The following is a 17,218-nucleotide window of genomic DNA, read 5'->3' on the forward strand; positions in this document are numbered from 1 at the left end:
CGGCGGCAGCAGCGGGACGAACCGCTTGGCGGAACGATCGAGGTTGCGATCGACGGCGTGACGGTGCGCATCGGCGCGGGCGCTCCGTCGGACACCATCGCCGCGGTGTTGCGGGCGCTGAAAGCCGGAGCGTGATCGGCCCGACGGGCGCGGTCCGGGTGATGGTGGCGACCAGGCCTGTGGACTTCCGCAAGGGCGCCGATGGGTTGGCGGCCCTGGTGCGGGAGAGCATGGCGGCGGATCCGTTCTCGGGCGCAGTCTACGTGTTCCGCGCCAAGCGCGCGGATCGGATCAAGCTGGTGTATTGGGATGGCACGGGTCTGTGCCTGTTCGCCAAGCGGCTGGAGGACGGCATCTTCCGCTGGCCGAAGATCGAAGATGGCGTGATCCATTTGTCGGCCGCGCAATTGTCGGCGCTGCTCGAAGGGTTGGATTGGCGGCGTGTCCACGCGGCGCGCGAGACGGTGACGCCGGCACAGCCCGGCTAACGCCTGGACGTTTGTTGCTGTGGCAAAGTGAATCAGCAGCATCGAGCACGTCGCAAAATGCTGGTAAACATGATCTGATTTGATCATGCCGCGCGACGCATTGCCCGATGATTCCGAGACCTTGAAAGCGATGCTGCTCGCCGAGCGGGTGCAGAACGAACGGCTGCGTCAGATCATCAGGGACCTGCAGCGCCACCAGTTTGGCCGCCGGGCGGAGACGCTGCCCGAGGACCAGATGCAGCTCGGTTTGGAAGACGTCGAGCAGGCGGCGGCGCGTGACGTCGCGGAAGCTGAGCAGGCGACACCGGCCGCACGACAGGCCGGAGCTGCGAAGCGTCGGGCCAATCGCGGCGCGCTGCCGGCGCATCTGCCGCGGATCGAGACCACCATCGATATCGACGACAAGACCTGCCGCTGCTGCCAGGGCGCGTTGCACCGGATCGGCGAAGACAAGAGCGAGCGGCTGGATATCGTGCCGGCGAAGTTCCGGGTGCTGGTCACGATCCGGCCGAAATACGCCTGTCGCCAATGTGAGGATGGCGTCGTGCAGGCCCCAGTGCCGGCGCGGCTGATCGAGGGTGGGCTTCCGACCGAAGCCACCATCGCCCAGGTGCTGGTCTCCAAATATGCGGATCATCTGCCGCTGTATCGGCAGGCCCAGATCTATGGCCGCCAGGGCGTCAACCTAGACCGCTCGACGCTGGCAGACTGGGTGGGCCATGCCGCCTGGCATCTGCGTCCGCTGCACCAACGCCTGCTCGACAAGCTCAGAGAGCGGCCAAAACTGTTTGCCGATGAGACGACGTTGCCGGTGCTGGATCCTGGTCGTGGTCGCACCAAGACCGGGCAGTTGTGGGCCTATGCCGCCGACGACCGGCCATGGAACGGATCCGAGCCGCCAGGCGTGGCCTATGTCTACGCGCCGGACCGCAAGGCCGAGCGGCCGATCGCCCATCTCGACAGCTTCAGGGGCATCTTGCAGGTCGATGGCTATGCCGGCTACCGCCGGCTGGCCGAGCGCGGCGACGTGCGGCTGGCGTTCTGTTGGGTCCATGTGCGGCGCAACTTCTACAAGCTCGCCACACCCGGACCTGCGCCGATCGCCAGCGAAGCACTGCAGCGCATCGCCGCGCTTTATGCGATCGAGAACGACATCCGCGGCCGCATCGCCGAGGAGCGTCGGACCGTGCGGCAGCAGAAAAGCCGCTCGCTGGTCGACGCATTGGAGAGTTGGCTGCGCGCAAAACTCGGGCTGATCAGCCAGAAGGGCAAGCTCGCCGAGGCAATCCGCTATGCGCTCTCGCGCTGGGAGGGTTTGGTCCGCTTCCTCGACGATGGCCGTATCGAGCTCGACAACAACGCCGTCGAGCGTTCTATCCGCCCGATCACACTGAACCGGAAAAATGCCTTGTTCGCGGGATCCGACGGAGGTGCCGAGCACTGGGCCACCATCGCCTCGCTGATCGAGACCTGTAAACTCAATGATATCGATCCGCTCGGCTACCTGACAGACGCCCTTACCAGGATCGCCAGCGGTCATCCCAACCGCGACATCGACGCGCTCTTGCCTTGGGCCTACCAAAAGCAAGACCTCAGAGCCGTGGCCTGAGAACGACGCTTACCCGGCTTCTTGTCTCGGCCACTCCTCAAGATAGATTCAGCCGTCAGTAGCGATTGACCGGAAGCACCATGATCTCCGCGATCTGCACATGGGCGGGTTGGTCGAGCGCGAACATGATGACGCGCGCCACGTCTTCCGGGTCGAGCGCCATCTTGAACTGGTCGAAATAGGCCTGCTCCTTCTCGCGGTCGCCGCGGTAGCGCGTCACGATGATGCCGGTGCGGGCGAGGCCGGGCAGGATTTCGGTAATGCGGATTGCGGTCTCCGCCAGTTCGCCGCGGATGGTCTCGGTGAACATGCGGATGCCGGCCTTGCTGGCGGAATAGGCCGCCATGTCCGGCACAATGCGCACCGCGTTGATCGAGCTGATATTGACCACATGGCCGTGGTTGCGCGTCACCATCTTCGGCAGCACCGCGCGGCTCATCCGCATGGTGCCGACCAGGTTGGTGTGGATGATATCGGTCCAGTCGTCCGCCGAACCTTGGTCGAAGCGGGTGCGGCCGCCGATGTCATGGCCGGCATTGTTGATGAGGACGTCAACCTGGCGGAAATCCTCGGGCAGGCCGTCGAGAATGCGATCGACGCCGGCGTGGTCGTTGATATCGAGGCGCACGGCATGCGCCATGGCGCCGAGCTCGGCAGCGAACTCCGCAAGCTGCTCGGCGTTGCGGTCCACCAGCACGATCCTTCGCCCCGATGCCACCACGGCGCGGGCGATTGCGCGGCCGAGTCCGCCCGCCGCGCCGGTCAAAAGTACGGAGTCCTTGCTATCTCTGGTCATTTGATCTCCCTCGGCGCACCGCATTGTTGGTCTGCAGCTTCGGGGTGCGTCCTGCGGTAAAATGGCAGAGCCGCGACGCTGTGTCCGCCATCCCGCGCGTGCTAACTGTTATGCCGAAACAGTGCGCCGTTCGAACGAAGCGCAAACGGGAGACCCATGGACCTCAAGCAACTCAAGGCATTTGCTACGCTCGCCGAATTCGGCTCGTTCTCACGCGCCGGTGCGGTGCTGTCGATCGCCCAGCCGGTGCTCAGTCGGCAGATCAAGGCGCTGGAGCAGGAGCTCGGCATCGAACTGTTCTACCGCAACGGCCGCGGTATCGTGCTCACCGAGGCGGGCAAGGTGCTGCAGAACTATGCCGGCGGCGTGCTTGATACCGTCGAGCGGGCTACGACGGAGGTGATCGCGCTGCGCAGCAGTCCGCGCGGCACCATCGCCATCGGCATGCCGCCCTCGGTCGGGTCGGTGCTTACCGTGCCGCTGGTGCAGTGCTTCCGTCAGGAATTCCCCGACATCGCCATGCATGTCGTGGAAGGTTTTAGCGGCCATCTGCTGGAATGGCTGATCACCGGCAAGATCGATGTGGCGGTGCTGTACAACGCGCCGCGTACCAGCAACCTGCGCGCCGAACCGTTGATCACCGAGGAGATCACCTTGCTCGGGCCCATGAGCGATCCCGCGGGTCTCGGCGACGGGCCGGTGCCGGCGTCGCGGCTGACCGAGATCCCGATGATCCTGCCGGGCCGCCCGCATGGCTTGCGGCTGGTGGTGGATGCGCTGCTCGGCGAAGCCGCGATCGCGCCGCGCATCGAACTGGAAGTCGACGCGATGCCCTCCACGCTTAGCCTCGTCGAGCAGGGCATGGGCTACACGTTGCTGTCCTATGGGCCGGCGCGGCATCTCGTCGCTGCCGGCCGCATGAAAAGCTGGTCGATCGTCGATCCCGTGCTGACGCGGCAACTGATCCTGGTGACATCGAGTCAGCGGCCGACCACTGCGGCGACGCGCGCACTGGCGCAGATGGTGCGGCAGCAGATCAAGGATCTGGTGCGCCGCGGGCTATGGGCCAAGGGCACCGGGCCATTGATGAGCTGACGATTTCGCTGCGCCGCAAACGACTGCGCGCGGCAAAGCTGTTATTCCGCAAACGACGATGCCCCCCGCCGGCAACTCCCGCTAGCTTCCGTCCAACATGAAACGGACCGGCGCGGTTGTGCGCCGGCAAGGGAGAGCGTTGATGGCTGGAGAGCTTCTCGGATTCGTTGGCGTCGGTCGCATGGGCGGTCCCATGTGTTCGCGTCTCCTGGACGCAGGCTACACACTGTGCGTCTATGACCGCGATCCGAATGCCACGGCGCCGCTCAAGGCGCGCGGCGCACAGGTCGCCAACTCGCCCGCAGAGGTCGCTTCCGCGGCCGAGATCGTGCTGATGAGCCTGCCGACGCCGGACATCGTCAAGGCTGTCGCACTTGGCGACAACGGCGTCGCCCACGGCAATCGCGTCCGCACATTGATCGATCTGTCGACCACCGGGCCGGGCGCCTCCACTATCGTCGCCGCTGGGTTGGCCAAGCACAACATCATCTTCGTCGACGCGCCGGTCAGCGGCGGTATCGCCGGCGCCAAGGGCGGCACGCTGGCCGTCATGGTGTCGTGCCCCAAGGATGTCTACGCGCCGCAGGTCGAGCCGATCCTGAAAAATTTCGGCAAGCTGTTCTACACCGGCGAGAAGCCGGGCCTCGCGCAGACCGCCAAGCTCGTCAACAACCTCCTGGCCGCCGCCGCGCTGGTGATCTCGTCCGAAGGCATGGCGATGGGCGTCAAGGCCGGGCTCGATCCGAAAATCCTGCTCGACATCATCAACGTGTCCTCCGGCCGCAACAGCGCCACGCAGGACAAATTCCCGCGCTCGGTGCTGACCGGCACCTTCGACTTCGGCTTCGCTACGGCGCTGTCCTACAAGGACGTCCGGCTCTGCCTCGACGAGGCCGAAGCGATGGGCATTCCCATGATCATGGGCGCGGTCGTGCGTCAGATCCTGGCGTTGACCCAGGCCAAATACGGCCCGGACTCCGACTTCACCTCGATCGCCAAGCTTTCCGAAGAATGGGCCGGCGTCGAGATCCGGGGATAGACGACAGCACCTTCGCGAAAAAGGGAAGCACGACAATGACGACGGCCGACAGGTCCAACAACAGGCAGGCATCGCTGGCGCGCACCATGGTGCGTGCGGCGAACGCCGTGCATTTGTCGGATCTGTCGCCGGCCGCCTGCGACAAGCTCAAGATCTGCCTGCTGGATTTCCTGTCCTGTGCCTTCGAGGCGCGCGACCTCGCCTGGAGCCGGCAGGCGATCGCCATTGCCGGCAATGCGGCGTCGGGCGCCACCATCGTCGGCACCGACATCGCGGCGTCGCCGGCCGATGCCGCCTTCGCCAATGCCACCATGGGCCACGGCCTGGTGCGCGAGGACATGCACGCCGGCAGCATCGGTCATCACGGCGTTGTGCTCTGGCCGGTGTTGCTGGCGCTGGCGCAGCGCAGCCAGGTGTCCGGCGCGCAACTGCTGATAGCGGCGGCGGTTGGCTACGAGGTCGGCGGCCGGCTCGGCCGCGCGCTATTCGATGCGGACCTCGCCCGGCTGTTTCGCCCCACCGGCATTCTCGGCCCGGTCGCGGGCGCGGTAGCCGGAAGCCGCCTGCTGTCGCTCGACGAGAATGCCGCGGTGTCTGCGCTGGCGCTGGCGGCCAATGCCTCGGCGGGCCTCAACCAGTGGCCGCATGACGGCGGCAGCGACATGTACTTTCATCCCGGCGCCGCCGCGCGCAGCGCCATCACCGCGGTCGCGCTGGCGGAAGCCGGCGCCTATGGCTCCGAACTGATTCTCGAGGGCGAGGCCGGGCTGTTCGCCGCGTTCCGTCGCGCCCTGGCGCCGCCTGTCATCACGCTGTTTCCCGGCGGCGAGGAAGAGATCCTGGCGGTCTACAACAAGCCGGTTCCGGCCTGCAATTTCGCCCAGACGGCCTGTCAGGCGGCCCTGCGTGTGGCGGAAGAGATCGACAACATTGCCGCGGTCGAGCAGATCACCGTGCACCTTCCGGATGCCGCGATCCGCTATCCCGGTTGCGATTTCACCGGCCCCTTCGAACGCGCGCTGCAGGCCAAGATGAGCATCCAGTACGGCGTCGCCGGCGCGCTGGTGCGCAAGGTGGTCGACGAGGACAATTATCGCAGGCTCGATGATCCCGACATCCTGCGCCTTGCGTCGATGATCCGGCTGAAGAGCGATCGCGAATTCACCGCGGCGTTTCCCGCGGCGCAGGGCGCGGAGGTCGAGGTCAGCCTCGCTGTCGGCGCGCGGATCAGCCGCCGGATTTCCGACGTCATCGCCGCCACCGAGGGCGAAGTGCGTGCGCGTCTCCGCGACAGCGCCGGTGCCGTGCTCGGCGTCAATCGCGCCGACGCCATCGAGGAAGCCATCGATCGCATCGAACGGAGCAGTAACGCCGGGCGCATTGCCGGGTTATGCGCGCTGACCGTGCGCGGCGGCAGATCACGTAGCTCCGCGGCGCGCGTCGCGGGCAGGGCAACCTGACGCGCAACGTTTTTGAGAACAGGCCACGGCCACAACGGGCGCCAAGTCCGAGGGTCGCGACAAGGGGAGAAACGACATGAAGGACAGGGGCAATGGCCTGCGCGCCATCGCGGCAAGGCGGCATCGATGATGTCGCAGGTCATCGAAAACATCCTGCAGGCACTGGTCGCTGGCCTCCTGGCCGGAGCGATCTACGGCCTGATGTGCGTCGGACTCGGCCTGATCTTCGGCGTGATGCGCGTCATCAACTTCGCCCAGGGCGATTTCATGATGCTCGGCATGTATGTCGCCTATTACCTGTTCCTGTCGTTCGGCATCCAGACTGCATTCGGTAACGTGCTCGGCCCCTATGTGGCGATCCTGCTGTCCGGCCCGCTGCTGTTCCTGTTCGGCTTCTGGATCCACAAGTTGCTGATTTCTCGGGTCACCGGCCAGCGCACCGCGACGCTGGAGGGCGAGGGTCACTTCGCCCAGTTGATCCTCACGCTCGGCGTTGCGCTGGTGCTGCAGAACGGCGGGTTGATCGTGTTCGGCTCGGTGCTGGCCTCGATCCGTACGCCGCTGTCGTCCAGCGCCTGGGAGATCGGGCCGCTCTGGAACGACCTCATCAGCATCTTTGTCAACAAGGCGCGCGGCATCGCCGCCATCATCTCGATCGCCGCGATGATCGGGCTTGCCGCGCTGATCACCCGCACCCGCATGGGCAAGGCATTGCGCGCCGCCGCCGACAACCCGGTCGCCGCCACCTATATGGGCATCGACATCGACAAGGCGCACCGCATCGCCTTCGGGCTCGGTACCGCGGTCACCGCGGTGGCCGGCGGGCTGCTCGCCACCAACTATCCGTTCCATCCCTATATCGGCATCGACTACGTCATCGTGATGTATGCCGGCGTCGTGCTGGGCGGCATGGGCAGCATCACCGGCGCGTTCTGGGGCGGCATGACCATCGGGCTCGTGCAGCAGCTTTCGACGCTGGTCCTGCCGACCCAGCCGCAGAACGCCGCGATCTTCGTCGTCTTCCTTTTGATCATTTTCCTGCGCCCTCAGGGGTTCTTTGGCCGCATGGTGGAGAGAACCTGATGCCGATGCTGTTGCGTTCTCTCGCGCCGACATTGCTCGCTGCCGCGATCTATGCCTGCCTCGCTCTTTTCGTTACCAACTCCTACTATCAGCTCACGCTGACTCTGGTGCTGGTGTGGGCGAGTTTCGGCCTGTCGTGGAATGTGCTGTCCGGCTACACCGGTCTGGTGTCGTTCGGCCACGCCGCGTTCTTCGGTCTCGGCGCCTACACCACGGCGCTCGGGCAGATCTATTTCGACATCACGCCGTGGCTGCTGATCCCCGCCGCCGCGGTGATCGGCGGCATTGCCGGCCTGCTGGTCGGCTTCCCGACCTTCCGGCTGCGTGGTCACTACTTCGCGCTGGCGATGCTGGCCTATCCGCTGGCGCTGCTCTACGTGTTCGAATGGCTCGGCTATCAGGAGCTGACGCTGCCGATCAAGCGCGACAATCCGTTCGCCTACATGCAGTTCTCCGATCCGCGGGTCTACACCTTCGTCGCCCTGGCGATGTTGCTCTGCATCGTCGCCATCACCCGCGCGGTGGAGCACTCGCGCTTCGGCATGGCGCTGCTGGCGATCAAGCAGAACGAGGCGGCGGCGGAGGCCGCCGGCATCGACACGCTGTCGTGGAAGCTGCGCTCCATCGCGCTGTCCGGCGCCATCGCCGGTGCGGTCGGCGCGTTCTATGCGGTGGTACTGCTGGTGGTCACGCCGCCCTCGGTGTTCGGCATGCTGGTGTCGGCGCAGGCACTGACGGTTTCGATGTTCGGCGGCGTCGGCACCGTGTGGGGGCCGCTGATCGGCGCTGCGGTGCTGGTGCCGGTGTCGGAGATCCTGCACGCCGAGCTCGGCGCAAAGATTCCCGGCATCCAGGGCGTGATCTTCGGCCTGGCTATCATCACCGTGATCCTGGTGGCGCCGGAAGGCGTGTTCTGGAAGGTGCGCGACCGCTGGATGAAGCGTCGTGCCGGCGCAGCAGCGGCACCAGCCGCCGACGCCGCGACTGCGCCGGAGCGTGTGATTCCGTTCGTAGCGGCCGCCAGGCGCACGGAACGGCCGCAAGGCAATGTGTTGCTCTCGGTCAAGGGCCTGTCGAAGTCCTTTGGCGGGTTGAAGGCGGTGCAGGATGTCAGCTTCGATATCCACGAAGGCATGATCCTCGGCATCATCGGCCCGAACGGCGCCGGCAAGACCACGCTGTTCAACCTGCTCAACGGTTTCTCTTTGCCGAACACCGGCGAGGTGCTGTTCGAGGGCCGCAACATGGTGGGGCGCAAGCCGCATGAACTGTGCCAGGTCGGCGTCGGCCGCACCTTCCAGGTGATGCGCCCGTTCCTGCGCATGTCGGTGCGCGACAACGTCCGCGTCGGCGCCTATGTGCAGGCGGCCAGCGAGGACGAGGCGCGCCGCTTCGCCGACGATGCGGTGGAACGGGTCGGGCTGACAGGTGTCGCCGACAAGGTTGCGGCCGAGCTGACTACCAAGGAGTTGCGGCTGATGGAGCTGGCGCGCGCGCTGGCCGGCAAGCCGCGCCTGCTGTTGCTCGACGAGACGCTGGCCGGGCTTGGCCATGGCGAGGCCGAGGAGGTCGTCGCCGTGGTGCAGCGGCTGGCGCGCGAGGGCGTCACCATCGCCATCATCGAGCACACCATGCAGTCGATGGTGAAGCTGGTCGACAGCTTCCTGGTGCTCGATCACGGCGCGGTGCTGGCCGATGGCGATCCCGTCAGCATCACCCGCAATCCCCGGGTCATCGAGGCCTATCTTGGAAAGAAATGGGTGAACCGTGCTCAAGCTTGATGGTATCTGCGCCGGATACTCCGTCGTTCCCGTCCTCAAGGATGTCTCGCTGACGGTCGAGGCCGGACAGTTCGTCGCCATCGTCGGGCCGAATGGCGCCGGCAAGACGACCCTGTTCAAGACCATTTCCGGCATCGTGCAGCCGAGCGCCGGTGCCATCCTGTTCGAGGGCGTCGACCTCGCCGACATTCCCGCCGCGAAGCGGCCGCATCTCGGCATCGCCCACGTTCCCGAAGGCCGCCAGGTGTTTCCGTCGCTGTCGGTGATGGAGAATCTCGAGATGGGCGCCTTTACCGACGCCGGTCGCCGCGCCTGGAAACAGAACCTCGAACGCATTTTCGCCCTGATGCCGGTACTGGCCGAGCGGCGCGATCAGTTCGCCGGCACGCTGTCCGGCGGCGAGCAGCAGATGGTGGCGATCGGCCGCGGTCTGGCATCTGCGCCAAAACTGCTGATGCTCGACGAGCCCTCCATGGGGCTGGCGCCGGCGATCGCCGATTTCATTTTCGAGAAGCTGATCGAGATCCGCGCCGAAACCAAGCTCACCATCCTGCTGGTCGAGCAGCGGGTCGCCGAGGCGCTGGAATCCGCCGACCGCGGCTATGTGCTGGAAGCCGGCCGTGTCGTGCTCGAGGGCAACAACGCGACGCTGCGGGCCGACGACCGGATCCGGCAGGCCTATCTCGGAATGTAAATCAAGCTCGCGGCCTCAACAGCGAGCCCAATGGGAGGATACAAAGATGACGAAGATACTTCCGGTGACACGGCGTACATTCGTGTCGGGTGCGGCCGCCATCGGTCTCACCGGCGTGGCGCGCGCGCAAGCGCCCGCCGACGTCAAGGTCGGCCTGATCGTGCCGCTGTCCGGCCTCTATGCCCGGCCCGGCGCGGTGATGAAGATGGGCGCCGAGCTGGGCATCGCCGATGTCAATGCGGCCGGCGGCATCAAGGCGCTGGGCGGCGCCAAGCTGCAGCCGGTCGCACTGGATTGCGGCGACACCGTCGAGAAGGCCAAGAACGCCGCGCAGCGCATGGTGGCGCAGGAGCCCGATCTGGTCGCCGCCACCGGCTCCTATCTCAGCCTCGTTCACGCTGGCCGTCAGCGAGGTCACCGAGCGCGCCGGCCTGCCGCTGCTGACGCTGTCCTATTCCGACCTGCTTACTGACCGCGGTTTCCGCCACCTGTTCCAGACCTCGGCCACCGCCGCGGCGCAGTCTGAACTTGGCCTGCCCGAACTGATGAAGCTCGCGGAAGCGGCCTCCGGCAAGCGGCCGAAGACCGTGGCCATTGCGATGGACAACACCGGCACATCGATTGCGACGGCCAAGGCGCTGAAGGAAAAGCTATTCCCGAAGCTCGGCCTCGAACTGGTGATGGACGAGGTGTGGACACCACCGCTGGCCGATGCCACGCCGCTGATCCAGAAGGTGCGCGCCACCAGGCCGGACCTGTTCCTGTTCATGCCGAACGCCGTGTCCGACGCCAAGCTCGGGCTCGAGAAGATGAACGAGTTCGGCCTCGGCCAGGGGCGTATCCCCACCATCTCCTTCAGCATTACCATCGCCGAACCCGACATGCTGCAGAGCGTGTCGCCGGAAGTCGTGCAGGGCATCATGACCATCGTCGCCAACTGGGGCGTCAAGGGCCAGGAGAAGCTGCTGGCGGATCTCAAGACCAAGTACAAGGAGCCGTGGATGACCCAGAACGTGGTCTCCACCTATGGCGACATGTGGCTGATCAAGGAAGCGCTGGAAAAATCCGGCAAGGCCGATCGCGCCGCTGTGTCCGAGGCGCTGCGCACCCTCGATGCCGGGCCCGCAAAATACTATCCGGGCGGCACGCTGAAGTTCGACGACAAGGGCCGCCGCGTCGGGGCCGGCGTGGTCATCGTGCAGTGGCAGAACGGCATTCCCGTCACAGTCTACCCGAACGATCTCGCGGTGGCGGCACCGTTCTGGCCCAAGAAGAGCTGAAAAAGAAGCGCTGAACAATCAAAACAAAATCATTTGGAGGACATCATGACCGATATGAGCAGGCTGGCCCTGACACGACGCACGATGCTGGCGGCGAGTGCCGCGACGCTGCTCGCGCCGCGCGCCTTCGCGCAATCGCCGGCCGAGGTGAAGGTGGGATTGCTGGTGCCGCTGTCCGGGCTTTATGCGCGCCCGGGCGCGGTGATGAAGATGGGCGCCGACATGGCGATCGATCACATCAACAAGGCCGGCGGCGTCAAGGCGCTGGGCGGCGCCAAGCTCAAGCTGGTGGTGCTGGATTCCGGCGACACCGTCGAAAAGGCCAAGAACGCCGCGCAGCGGATGGTGGCGCAGGAGACCGACTTGGTCGCCGCCAGCGGCGCCTATCTGAGCTCGTTCACGCTGGCTGCCACGGAAGTCACCGAGCGCGCGCAGTTGCCGATGCTGACCCTGTCCTATTCCGACCTGATCACCGACCGCGGTTTCAAATACGTATTCCAGACCTCGGCGACTGCGGCGTCGCAGGCCCGCCAGGCGCTGCCGCTGCTGATGAAGCTGGCGCAGAGCGCGTCCGGCAAGATGCCGAAGACCGTGGCGATCATCACCGACAACACCGGCGCGTCGGTGGCCTCGGCCAAGCCGATGCGCGAGGGTCTGCTCAAGGAGGTCGGCCTCGATCTGGTGATGGACGAGACTTTCACGCCGCCGCTGTCGGACGCCACGCCGCTGGTGCAGAAGGTGCGCGCCGCCAAGCCGGATCTGCTATTCTTCCTGCCCACGGTGATTTCCGACGCCAAGCTGGTCTTGGAGAAGATGAACGAGTTCGGCCTCAGCCAGGGCCGTATCCCGACCATCTCGTTCGGCATCGCCATCGCCGAGCCGGACATCCTGCAGACCATCAATCCGACGCTCCTGCAGGGCGTTATCACCTGCGTCGGCAGCCGGGCCACCAAGGGCCATGAGGCGCTGATCGCCGAATTGAAGAGCCGCTACAACGAACCGTGGATGACCCAGAACGCCATCTCGACCTATGGCGACATGTGGCTGATCAAGGACGCACTGGAAAAAGCGGGCAAGGCCGACAAGGTGGCGGTGGCCGACGCGCTGCGCAGCATGGATGGCGGGCCGTCCAAATACTATCCCGGCGGCATTCTCAAGTTCGACGACAAGGGACGCCGCGTCGATGCCGAAATGACGGTGGTGCAGTGGCAGAACGGAATTCCCGTCACTGTGTTCCCGCAGAAACTCGCCGTTGCCGAGCCGTTCTGGCCGAAGCGCTGAGCCACGATCCACCCGCCATCTTGGCGGGTGGCCCTATCCGACCAACACAGAAAGAAAAGTACATGAGCAAGGAAGTCTTCGATCGCGGTCTGGCTATTCGCAAGGACGTGCTGGGCAAGGAATTCGTCGAGAAGTCATTCGCGTCGGCGGATGATTTCAACATGCCGATGCAGGAACTGACCACCGAATATTGCTGGGGCGCCGTCTGGGGCCGCGACGGCCTGCCGCGCAAGACCCGCAGCATGCTCAACATCGCCATGCTGAGCGCGCTCAACCGGCCGCACGAGCTGCGCATGCACCTGAAGGGCGCGCTGGTCAACGGCGTCACCAAGGAAGAGATCAAGGAAGTGCTGCTGCAGGTCGCGATCTATTGCGGCATCCCGGCCGGTGTGGATTCGTTCCGTACCGCGCGCGAAGTGTTCGCTCAGATCGAAGCCGAGAAAGCCGGCAAGTAGGTCGCCTGCACCGACCTGACCGTCGCGGTCGCCGTTCTGCGCATGCTGAACGGCGGCCGCGTTGAAGTAAGAACGCTTCCATGAGATTTACCGTCAGTGAGGCCCGCGATCTCGCCGCGCGCGTGATGGCCGGGCTCGGTCACGATGTCGCAGATTCGGCGCTGATCGCCGATCACCTGATCGACTGCGAGCTGCGCGGGCTTGGCTATGGCGGCCTGGCGCGCGCCATCAGTATTGCCGAACGGCTGGCACGCACCGGCGATCATCGCCGCGCCATCCGCACACTGCACGAGACGCCGGTGTCGGCGCGGCTCGATGGCGGCGACCAGCTCGGCTATCTCGTCGCGCACCGCGCCACCCAGATCGCCATCGACAAGGCGGAGGCCACCGGCATCGCCGTGGTCGGCGCCAGCGACACCTGGTACACCGGCATGCTGTCGTACTATGCGGAGATGGCCGCGGCGCGCGGGTTGGTCAGCGTCATCGCATCCAATGCCTCGCCCTGGGTCGCGCCGCACGGCGCCACCGAAGGCCGCTTCGGCACCAACCCGATCTGCTTCGGTTTCCCCAGTGCCGATGAGCCGGTGATCTGGGACATCGGCACCTCCGCGATCATTCACGCCGAGGTGACGCTGGCCGGCCGGCTCGGCCGGCAGCCGCCTGTCGATGTCGCGTTCGACGCGGAAGGCCGGCCGACGCGCGATCCCGCCGCGGCACTCGCCGGCGCCTTTGCCGCCTGGGGTGGCGCCAAGGGATCGGGCCTCGGCATCGTGGTGCAGTTGCTCGGCATCATGGCCGGATCAAAGCCGATCCCGCCGGAGCTCGCCGGCTTCGGCTTCGTCATCATCGCCATGCGGCCGGATCTGATGGGCTCCGCCGACGAATTCCGCGCCAATGTCTCGGCCTATGCCGAAGCGGTGCGTGGCGCGCGGCCGGTCGAGGGCGGCGCGCCGGTGCGGATGCCGTTCGATCGCTCGCGCGCCGATCGCCAGCGCCGTCGCGATCTGGATGCGATCGAAATCCCCGACGAGATCTGTCGCCAGCTCGATGCTATCGTCGCGCGTCAACCTGCGAGTGAGACTTCATGACCACGTCATCCCATGCCATGAGCGGCATCGAGCCGTTCGAACTGTTCGCGATCCGCTACGGCGAGCACACCGGCCGCCGCGCCTCCGACAATTTCATCGGTGCCGACGTCCACGAGGCCGGCCGCAACCTCGACTACTTCGTCTGGGTGGCGCGTCGCTCCGACAAGGTGTTCGTCATCGACACCGGCTTCAATCCGACCTCGGCGGCGCAGCGCGGCCGCACCATGCTGCGGCTGCCCGCCGACGGCGTGCGTGCGCTCGGCATCGATCCGGCAGAGGTCGACCAGGTCATCCTCAGCCATCTGCATTACGATCACGCCGGCTCGCTCGGCGCATTCCCGCGCGCCTGCTTCCATGTCCAGGATGCCGAGGCGGCCTATGCCACCGGCCGCTGCATGTGCCACGGCTATCTGCGCCATCCCTTCGATGTAGAAGACGTCGTCGGCTTCGTGCGCAACGTCTATGCCGACCGCGTCGCGTTCCACGACGGCTTTTCCGAACTGGCGCCGGGGCTCACGCTGCACAAGGTCGGCGGCCATTCGGCGGGACTGCAGATCGTGCGGGTGTGGACGAAGCGCGGCTGGGTCGTGGTGGCGTCGGACGCCACGCACTATTACGACAATATGCTGCGCGGCCTGCCGTTTCCCGCGGTCTACAATGTCGGCGACATGATGGAGGGGTTTCGCACCGTACAGGCGCTGGCGGATAGCTCCGATCACATCATCCCCGGCCACGATCCTCTGGTGATGGCGCTGTATCCGCCGGTGTCGCGCGAACTCGACGGCATTGCGGTGCGGCTCGACGTGGCGCCGCGCGTGGACCGCGGCTGATGGCCGCGCAGCCGCGATCGGCGCTGGTCACCGGCTCCACCGGCGGGCTCGGCCTTGCCGTGGCCGACAGTCTGGCGGCGGCCGGCTTCAACATCATCCTGCACGGACTCGACGACCCGGCCGCCATGCAGCCGGCGACGCAAGCGCTGACGCAGCGTCACGGCATCGGCGCGGTCTATTGTCAGGCAGATCTCGCCGATCTCGCCGCGGTGGATCGGCTGATGCAGGCCGCGCGTGACGCGTTCGGCGGGCCCGACGTCGTGGTCAACAATGCCGTGGTGCGCCACTTCGCCCCGGTGGAGGACTTGTCCATCGACGACTGGCAGCGTTCGCTGGCGGTCAACCTCACCGCGCCGCTGCGCCTCATCCAGCTCGCACTGCCCGCCATGCGCGCGTGCGACTTCGGCCGCATCGTCAACCTGTCCTCGCAGTACGGCCAGCGCGGCGCCAAGGGCCGCGTCGACTACGTCACCACCAAGACCGGCATCCTCGGCCTGACCCGCACCGTGGCGCTGGAAACCGCCGGCACCGGCATCACCTGCAATGCCGTCAGTCCCGGCACCCTGCCGACGCCGGCGATCGCCAAGCGCATCGAGGCGCTCGCCGCGGCGCGCAACCTGTCCCACGACGACGCTGTGCGTGACTACATGAAAGAGCGGCAGCCGAGCGGCCGCTTCGTCGAGCTCGCCGATGTCGGCGCCGCCATCGTGTTCCTGTGCGGCCCTGCGGCGCGCGACATCACCGGCGCGGTGATCCCCATCGATGGCGGCTGGTCGGCCGCCTAGCCCGACAGTGCCGCGACGAGATCGCCGAGATCCGGCGCATGTTCGAGCGCTCGGATCGTCTCGATCGCTCTCGTGCTGTCGATGCCGGGCGCGCCGTCGCGCGCGCAGGCGCGAAACTTGGCTTCGATATCGGCGTCGGTGAGTGGCCGTGCCAGGCTGCCGCGCGCGGCGACGACCTCCATCGACAGCTTGCGGCCGTCGCGGCAGGCGATGCCGACGCGCGCGGCGCCGACCGGCATGGTGTCGTCGCGGACCGCACTCACCCTGCTGCGCATCGCAACGACATCGGCGTCGAACACGACGGTGTCGGAGAACTCATGGACGCCCGCACGGCCCAGCAGCAGCGCCACTGCGGCACAGTGATGGACACTGACGCGGGCGTCGCCGGCGGTGTTCACCACGCGGTCGCCGCGCGCCAGCAGCAGCGTGTCGCCGGTGACGTTCACCGCATCGATGTCGTCAGGCTTGAGCGCGTGGGCGGCGCGCAGGTCGAGGCAGGCGTCGATCACCGCATGCATGACAATGCCGGCCGGGTAGGGCTTGAAGGTGTTGCTCGCAAACTCCCAGCGCGTGCCGAGCTCGCCGATCATCGCGTCGATATCCGGCGTGTCGCCGCAGGCGCGCGCCCAGCCGAGCGGCCCCTCGATCGCGGTCGGCGCGGCCTGCTGGCCGGCTTCGGCGAGCATCGCGGCGAGCATGCCGCTGCGCGCGGTGTTGCCGACGCTGGCGTTCTTGCCTGCTGTCGGGAGATTTTCCACCAGCCCGGCGGACAGGCTGGCGGCGATGCCCAGCGCGTGGGCGGTGCGCGCGGCATCGAGGCCGAGCAGGCGCGCGCAGGCGGCTGCCGCGCCAAACACGCCACAGGTTGAGGTAATGTGCCAGCCGCGCGCGTAATGGCCCGGTGAGACGCCGAGCCCGATGCGGCAGGCGGTCTCGCCGCCGGCGACGAAGGCCTGGAGCAGTTGCCGGCCCGACAGGCCGCGCCATTCCGCCAGCGCCAGCGCCGCGAAAGCCACTGGCGCGGTGGGATGGATGATGGTGGGCAGATGGGTATCGTCGAAGTCGAGCAGGTTGCTGGCCACCGCGTTGACGAAGGCGGCGCTGCCGGCGTCCATTCGCCTGGTGCCGCCAACCAGCATGGCGTGCCGGTGATCGGAAAAGCATTGCAGCGTCTGCGCCAGCGTGACGACCACCGGCGCGCGCGCCGAACCGAATGCGGTACCGATGCCGTTCAGCAGCGAGCGTCGCGCAGCCCCACGGACGGCTTCGGGGAGGTCCTCCCACTGCATCGCGGAAATCAACTGCGCGAGGGCATGGGTGACGGTTGGCGTGGTTTTCATCGAGAAGCCCGAAAGTGCGCGATCTGGAACGAGATGCGTCGCCGAGGATGGTCGGCAATACATTGCCTGACAATGCCTATCGCTGGCCGGCAAATTGGTGCGCCGATCGCTATA

At 66.4% G+C, this 17,218-nt stretch carries 16 protein-coding genes and 1 pseudogene (1 of these 17 running past the window's edge); 15 read left to right on the top strand and 2 right to left on the bottom strand.

The window, feature by feature from the left end; genetic code table 11:
* The 3 genes from tnpA to tnpC form a co-directional block, all read left to right on the top strand.
* Positions 1-135, top strand: the end of a protein-coding gene (gene tnpA / locus ACUXVA_RS07890; protein WP_445491550.1) for an IS66-like element accessory protein TnpA. 258 nt of this gene lie to the left of the window's left edge; 135 of the gene's 393 nt are visible here — the last part of the coding sequence; its start codon lies off the left edge, out of view; its stop codon occupies positions 133-135.
* Positions 132-488, top strand: coding sequence for an IS66 family insertion sequence element accessory protein TnpB (gene tnpB / locus ACUXVA_RS07895; RefSeq protein WP_265079591.1), 357 nt, complete (start codon positions 132-134; stop codon positions 486-488). The genes tnpA and tnpB overlap by 4 nt, the downstream gene beginning before the upstream one ends.
* A gap of 85 nt (positions 489-573) precedes the next feature.
* The gene (gene tnpC, locus ACUXVA_RS07900; protein WP_445491552.1) at positions 574-2,097 is read left to right on the top strand and encodes an IS66 family transposase; all 1,524 of its coding nucleotides are present in this window, start codon (positions 574-576) and stop codon (positions 2,095-2,097) included.
* 55 nt (positions 2,098-2,152) lie between these two features.
* Here tnpC and ACUXVA_RS07905 read toward each other — a convergent pair whose 3' ends face one another.
* Complete coding sequence (locus ACUXVA_RS07905; RefSeq protein ID WP_265080807.1) at positions 2,153-2,893, bottom strand: SDR family oxidoreductase; 741 nt, start codon at positions 2,891-2,893, stop codon at positions 2,153-2,155.
* A gap of 156 nt (positions 2,894-3,049) precedes the next feature.
* Here ACUXVA_RS07905 and ACUXVA_RS07910 point away from each other — a divergent pair, with 156 nt between their 5' ends.
* The 12 genes and pseudogenes from ACUXVA_RS07910 (at position 3,050) to ACUXVA_RS07965 (ending at position 15,764) form a co-directional block, all read left to right on the top strand.
* Positions 3,050-3,988: a LysR family transcriptional regulator gene (locus ACUXVA_RS07910; protein ID WP_265080806.1), complete on the top strand. Its 939-nt coding sequence runs from the start codon at positions 3,050-3,052 to the stop codon at positions 3,986-3,988.
* Between the two features lie 142 nt (positions 3,989-4,130).
* Entirely contained in the window at positions 4,131-5,027 is an 897-nt protein-coding gene (locus ACUXVA_RS07915; protein WP_265080805.1) for an NAD(P)-dependent oxidoreductase, read from the top strand.
* A gap of 35 nt (positions 5,028-5,062) precedes the next feature.
* The gene (locus tag ACUXVA_RS07920; protein ID WP_265080804.1) at positions 5,063-6,487 is read left to right on the top strand and encodes an MmgE/PrpD family protein; all 1,425 of its coding nucleotides are present in this window, start codon (positions 5,063-5,065) and stop codon (positions 6,485-6,487) included.
* Between the two features lie 126 nt (positions 6,488-6,613).
* Positions 6,614-7,570: a branched-chain amino acid ABC transporter permease gene (locus tag ACUXVA_RS07925; RefSeq protein WP_445491556.1), complete on the top strand. Its 957-nt coding sequence runs from the start codon at positions 6,614-6,616 to the stop codon at positions 7,568-7,570.
* Positions 7,570-9,351, top strand: coding sequence for a branched-chain amino acid ABC transporter ATP-binding protein/permease (locus tag ACUXVA_RS07930; RefSeq protein ID WP_265080802.1), 1,782 nt, complete (start codon positions 7,570-7,572; stop codon positions 9,349-9,351). Before ACUXVA_RS07925 ends, ACUXVA_RS07930 begins: the two co-directional genes overlap by 1 nt.
* Positions 9,338-10,045, top strand: a complete 708-nt coding sequence (locus ACUXVA_RS07935; protein ID WP_265080801.1) for an ABC transporter ATP-binding protein — start codon at positions 9,338-9,340, stop codon at positions 10,043-10,045. Before ACUXVA_RS07930 ends, ACUXVA_RS07935 begins: the two co-directional genes overlap by 14 nt.
* A gap of 46 nt (positions 10,046-10,091) precedes the next feature.
* A pseudogene (locus ACUXVA_RS07940) lies at positions 10,092-11,325 on the top strand (ABC transporter substrate-binding protein).
* Positions 11,326-11,370: 45 nt separating this feature from the next.
* Positions 11,371-12,606 (top strand): ABC transporter substrate-binding protein, encoded by a 1,236-nt coding sequence (locus ACUXVA_RS07945; RefSeq protein ID WP_445491559.1) that lies wholly within the window; start codon positions 11,371-11,373, stop codon positions 12,604-12,606.
* Between the two features lie 62 nt (positions 12,607-12,668).
* A complete protein-coding gene (locus tag ACUXVA_RS07950; RefSeq protein ID WP_445491561.1) occupies positions 12,669-13,061 on the top strand; it encodes a carboxymuconolactone decarboxylase family protein in 393 nt (130 codons plus the stop codon).
* 80 nt (positions 13,062-13,141) lie between these two features.
* Positions 13,142-14,149 carry an Ldh family oxidoreductase gene (locus ACUXVA_RS07955; RefSeq protein ID WP_445491563.1) on the top strand — a complete coding sequence of 336 codons (1,008 nt, stop codon included), beginning with the start codon at positions 13,142-13,144 and terminating at the stop codon, positions 14,147-14,149.
* The gene (locus tag ACUXVA_RS07960) at positions 14,146-14,979 is read left to right on the top strand and encodes an N-acyl homoserine lactonase family protein (RefSeq protein ID WP_445491565.1); all 834 of its coding nucleotides are present in this window, start codon (positions 14,146-14,148) and stop codon (positions 14,977-14,979) included. The genes ACUXVA_RS07955 and ACUXVA_RS07960 overlap by 4 nt, the downstream gene beginning before the upstream one ends.
* The gene (locus ACUXVA_RS07965) at positions 14,979-15,764 is read left to right on the top strand and encodes an SDR family oxidoreductase (RefSeq protein ID WP_445491567.1); all 786 of its coding nucleotides are present in this window, start codon (positions 14,979-14,981) and stop codon (positions 15,762-15,764) included. The genes ACUXVA_RS07960 and ACUXVA_RS07965 overlap by 1 nt, the downstream gene beginning before the upstream one ends.
* On the opposite strand, the gene ACUXVA_RS07970 is transcribed toward ACUXVA_RS07965, so the two are convergent.
* The gene (locus ACUXVA_RS07970) at positions 15,761-17,104 is read right to left on the bottom strand and encodes an MmgE/PrpD family protein (RefSeq protein ID WP_265080795.1); all 1,344 of its coding nucleotides are present in this window, start codon (positions 17,102-17,104) and stop codon (positions 15,761-15,763) included. The two genes, ACUXVA_RS07965 and ACUXVA_RS07970, sit on opposite strands and share 4 nt — an antisense overlap.
* Positions 17,105-17,218 lie beyond the last annotated feature (114 nt).

It is taken from the genome of Rhodopseudomonas sp. RCAM05734 (assembly GCF_052658035.1).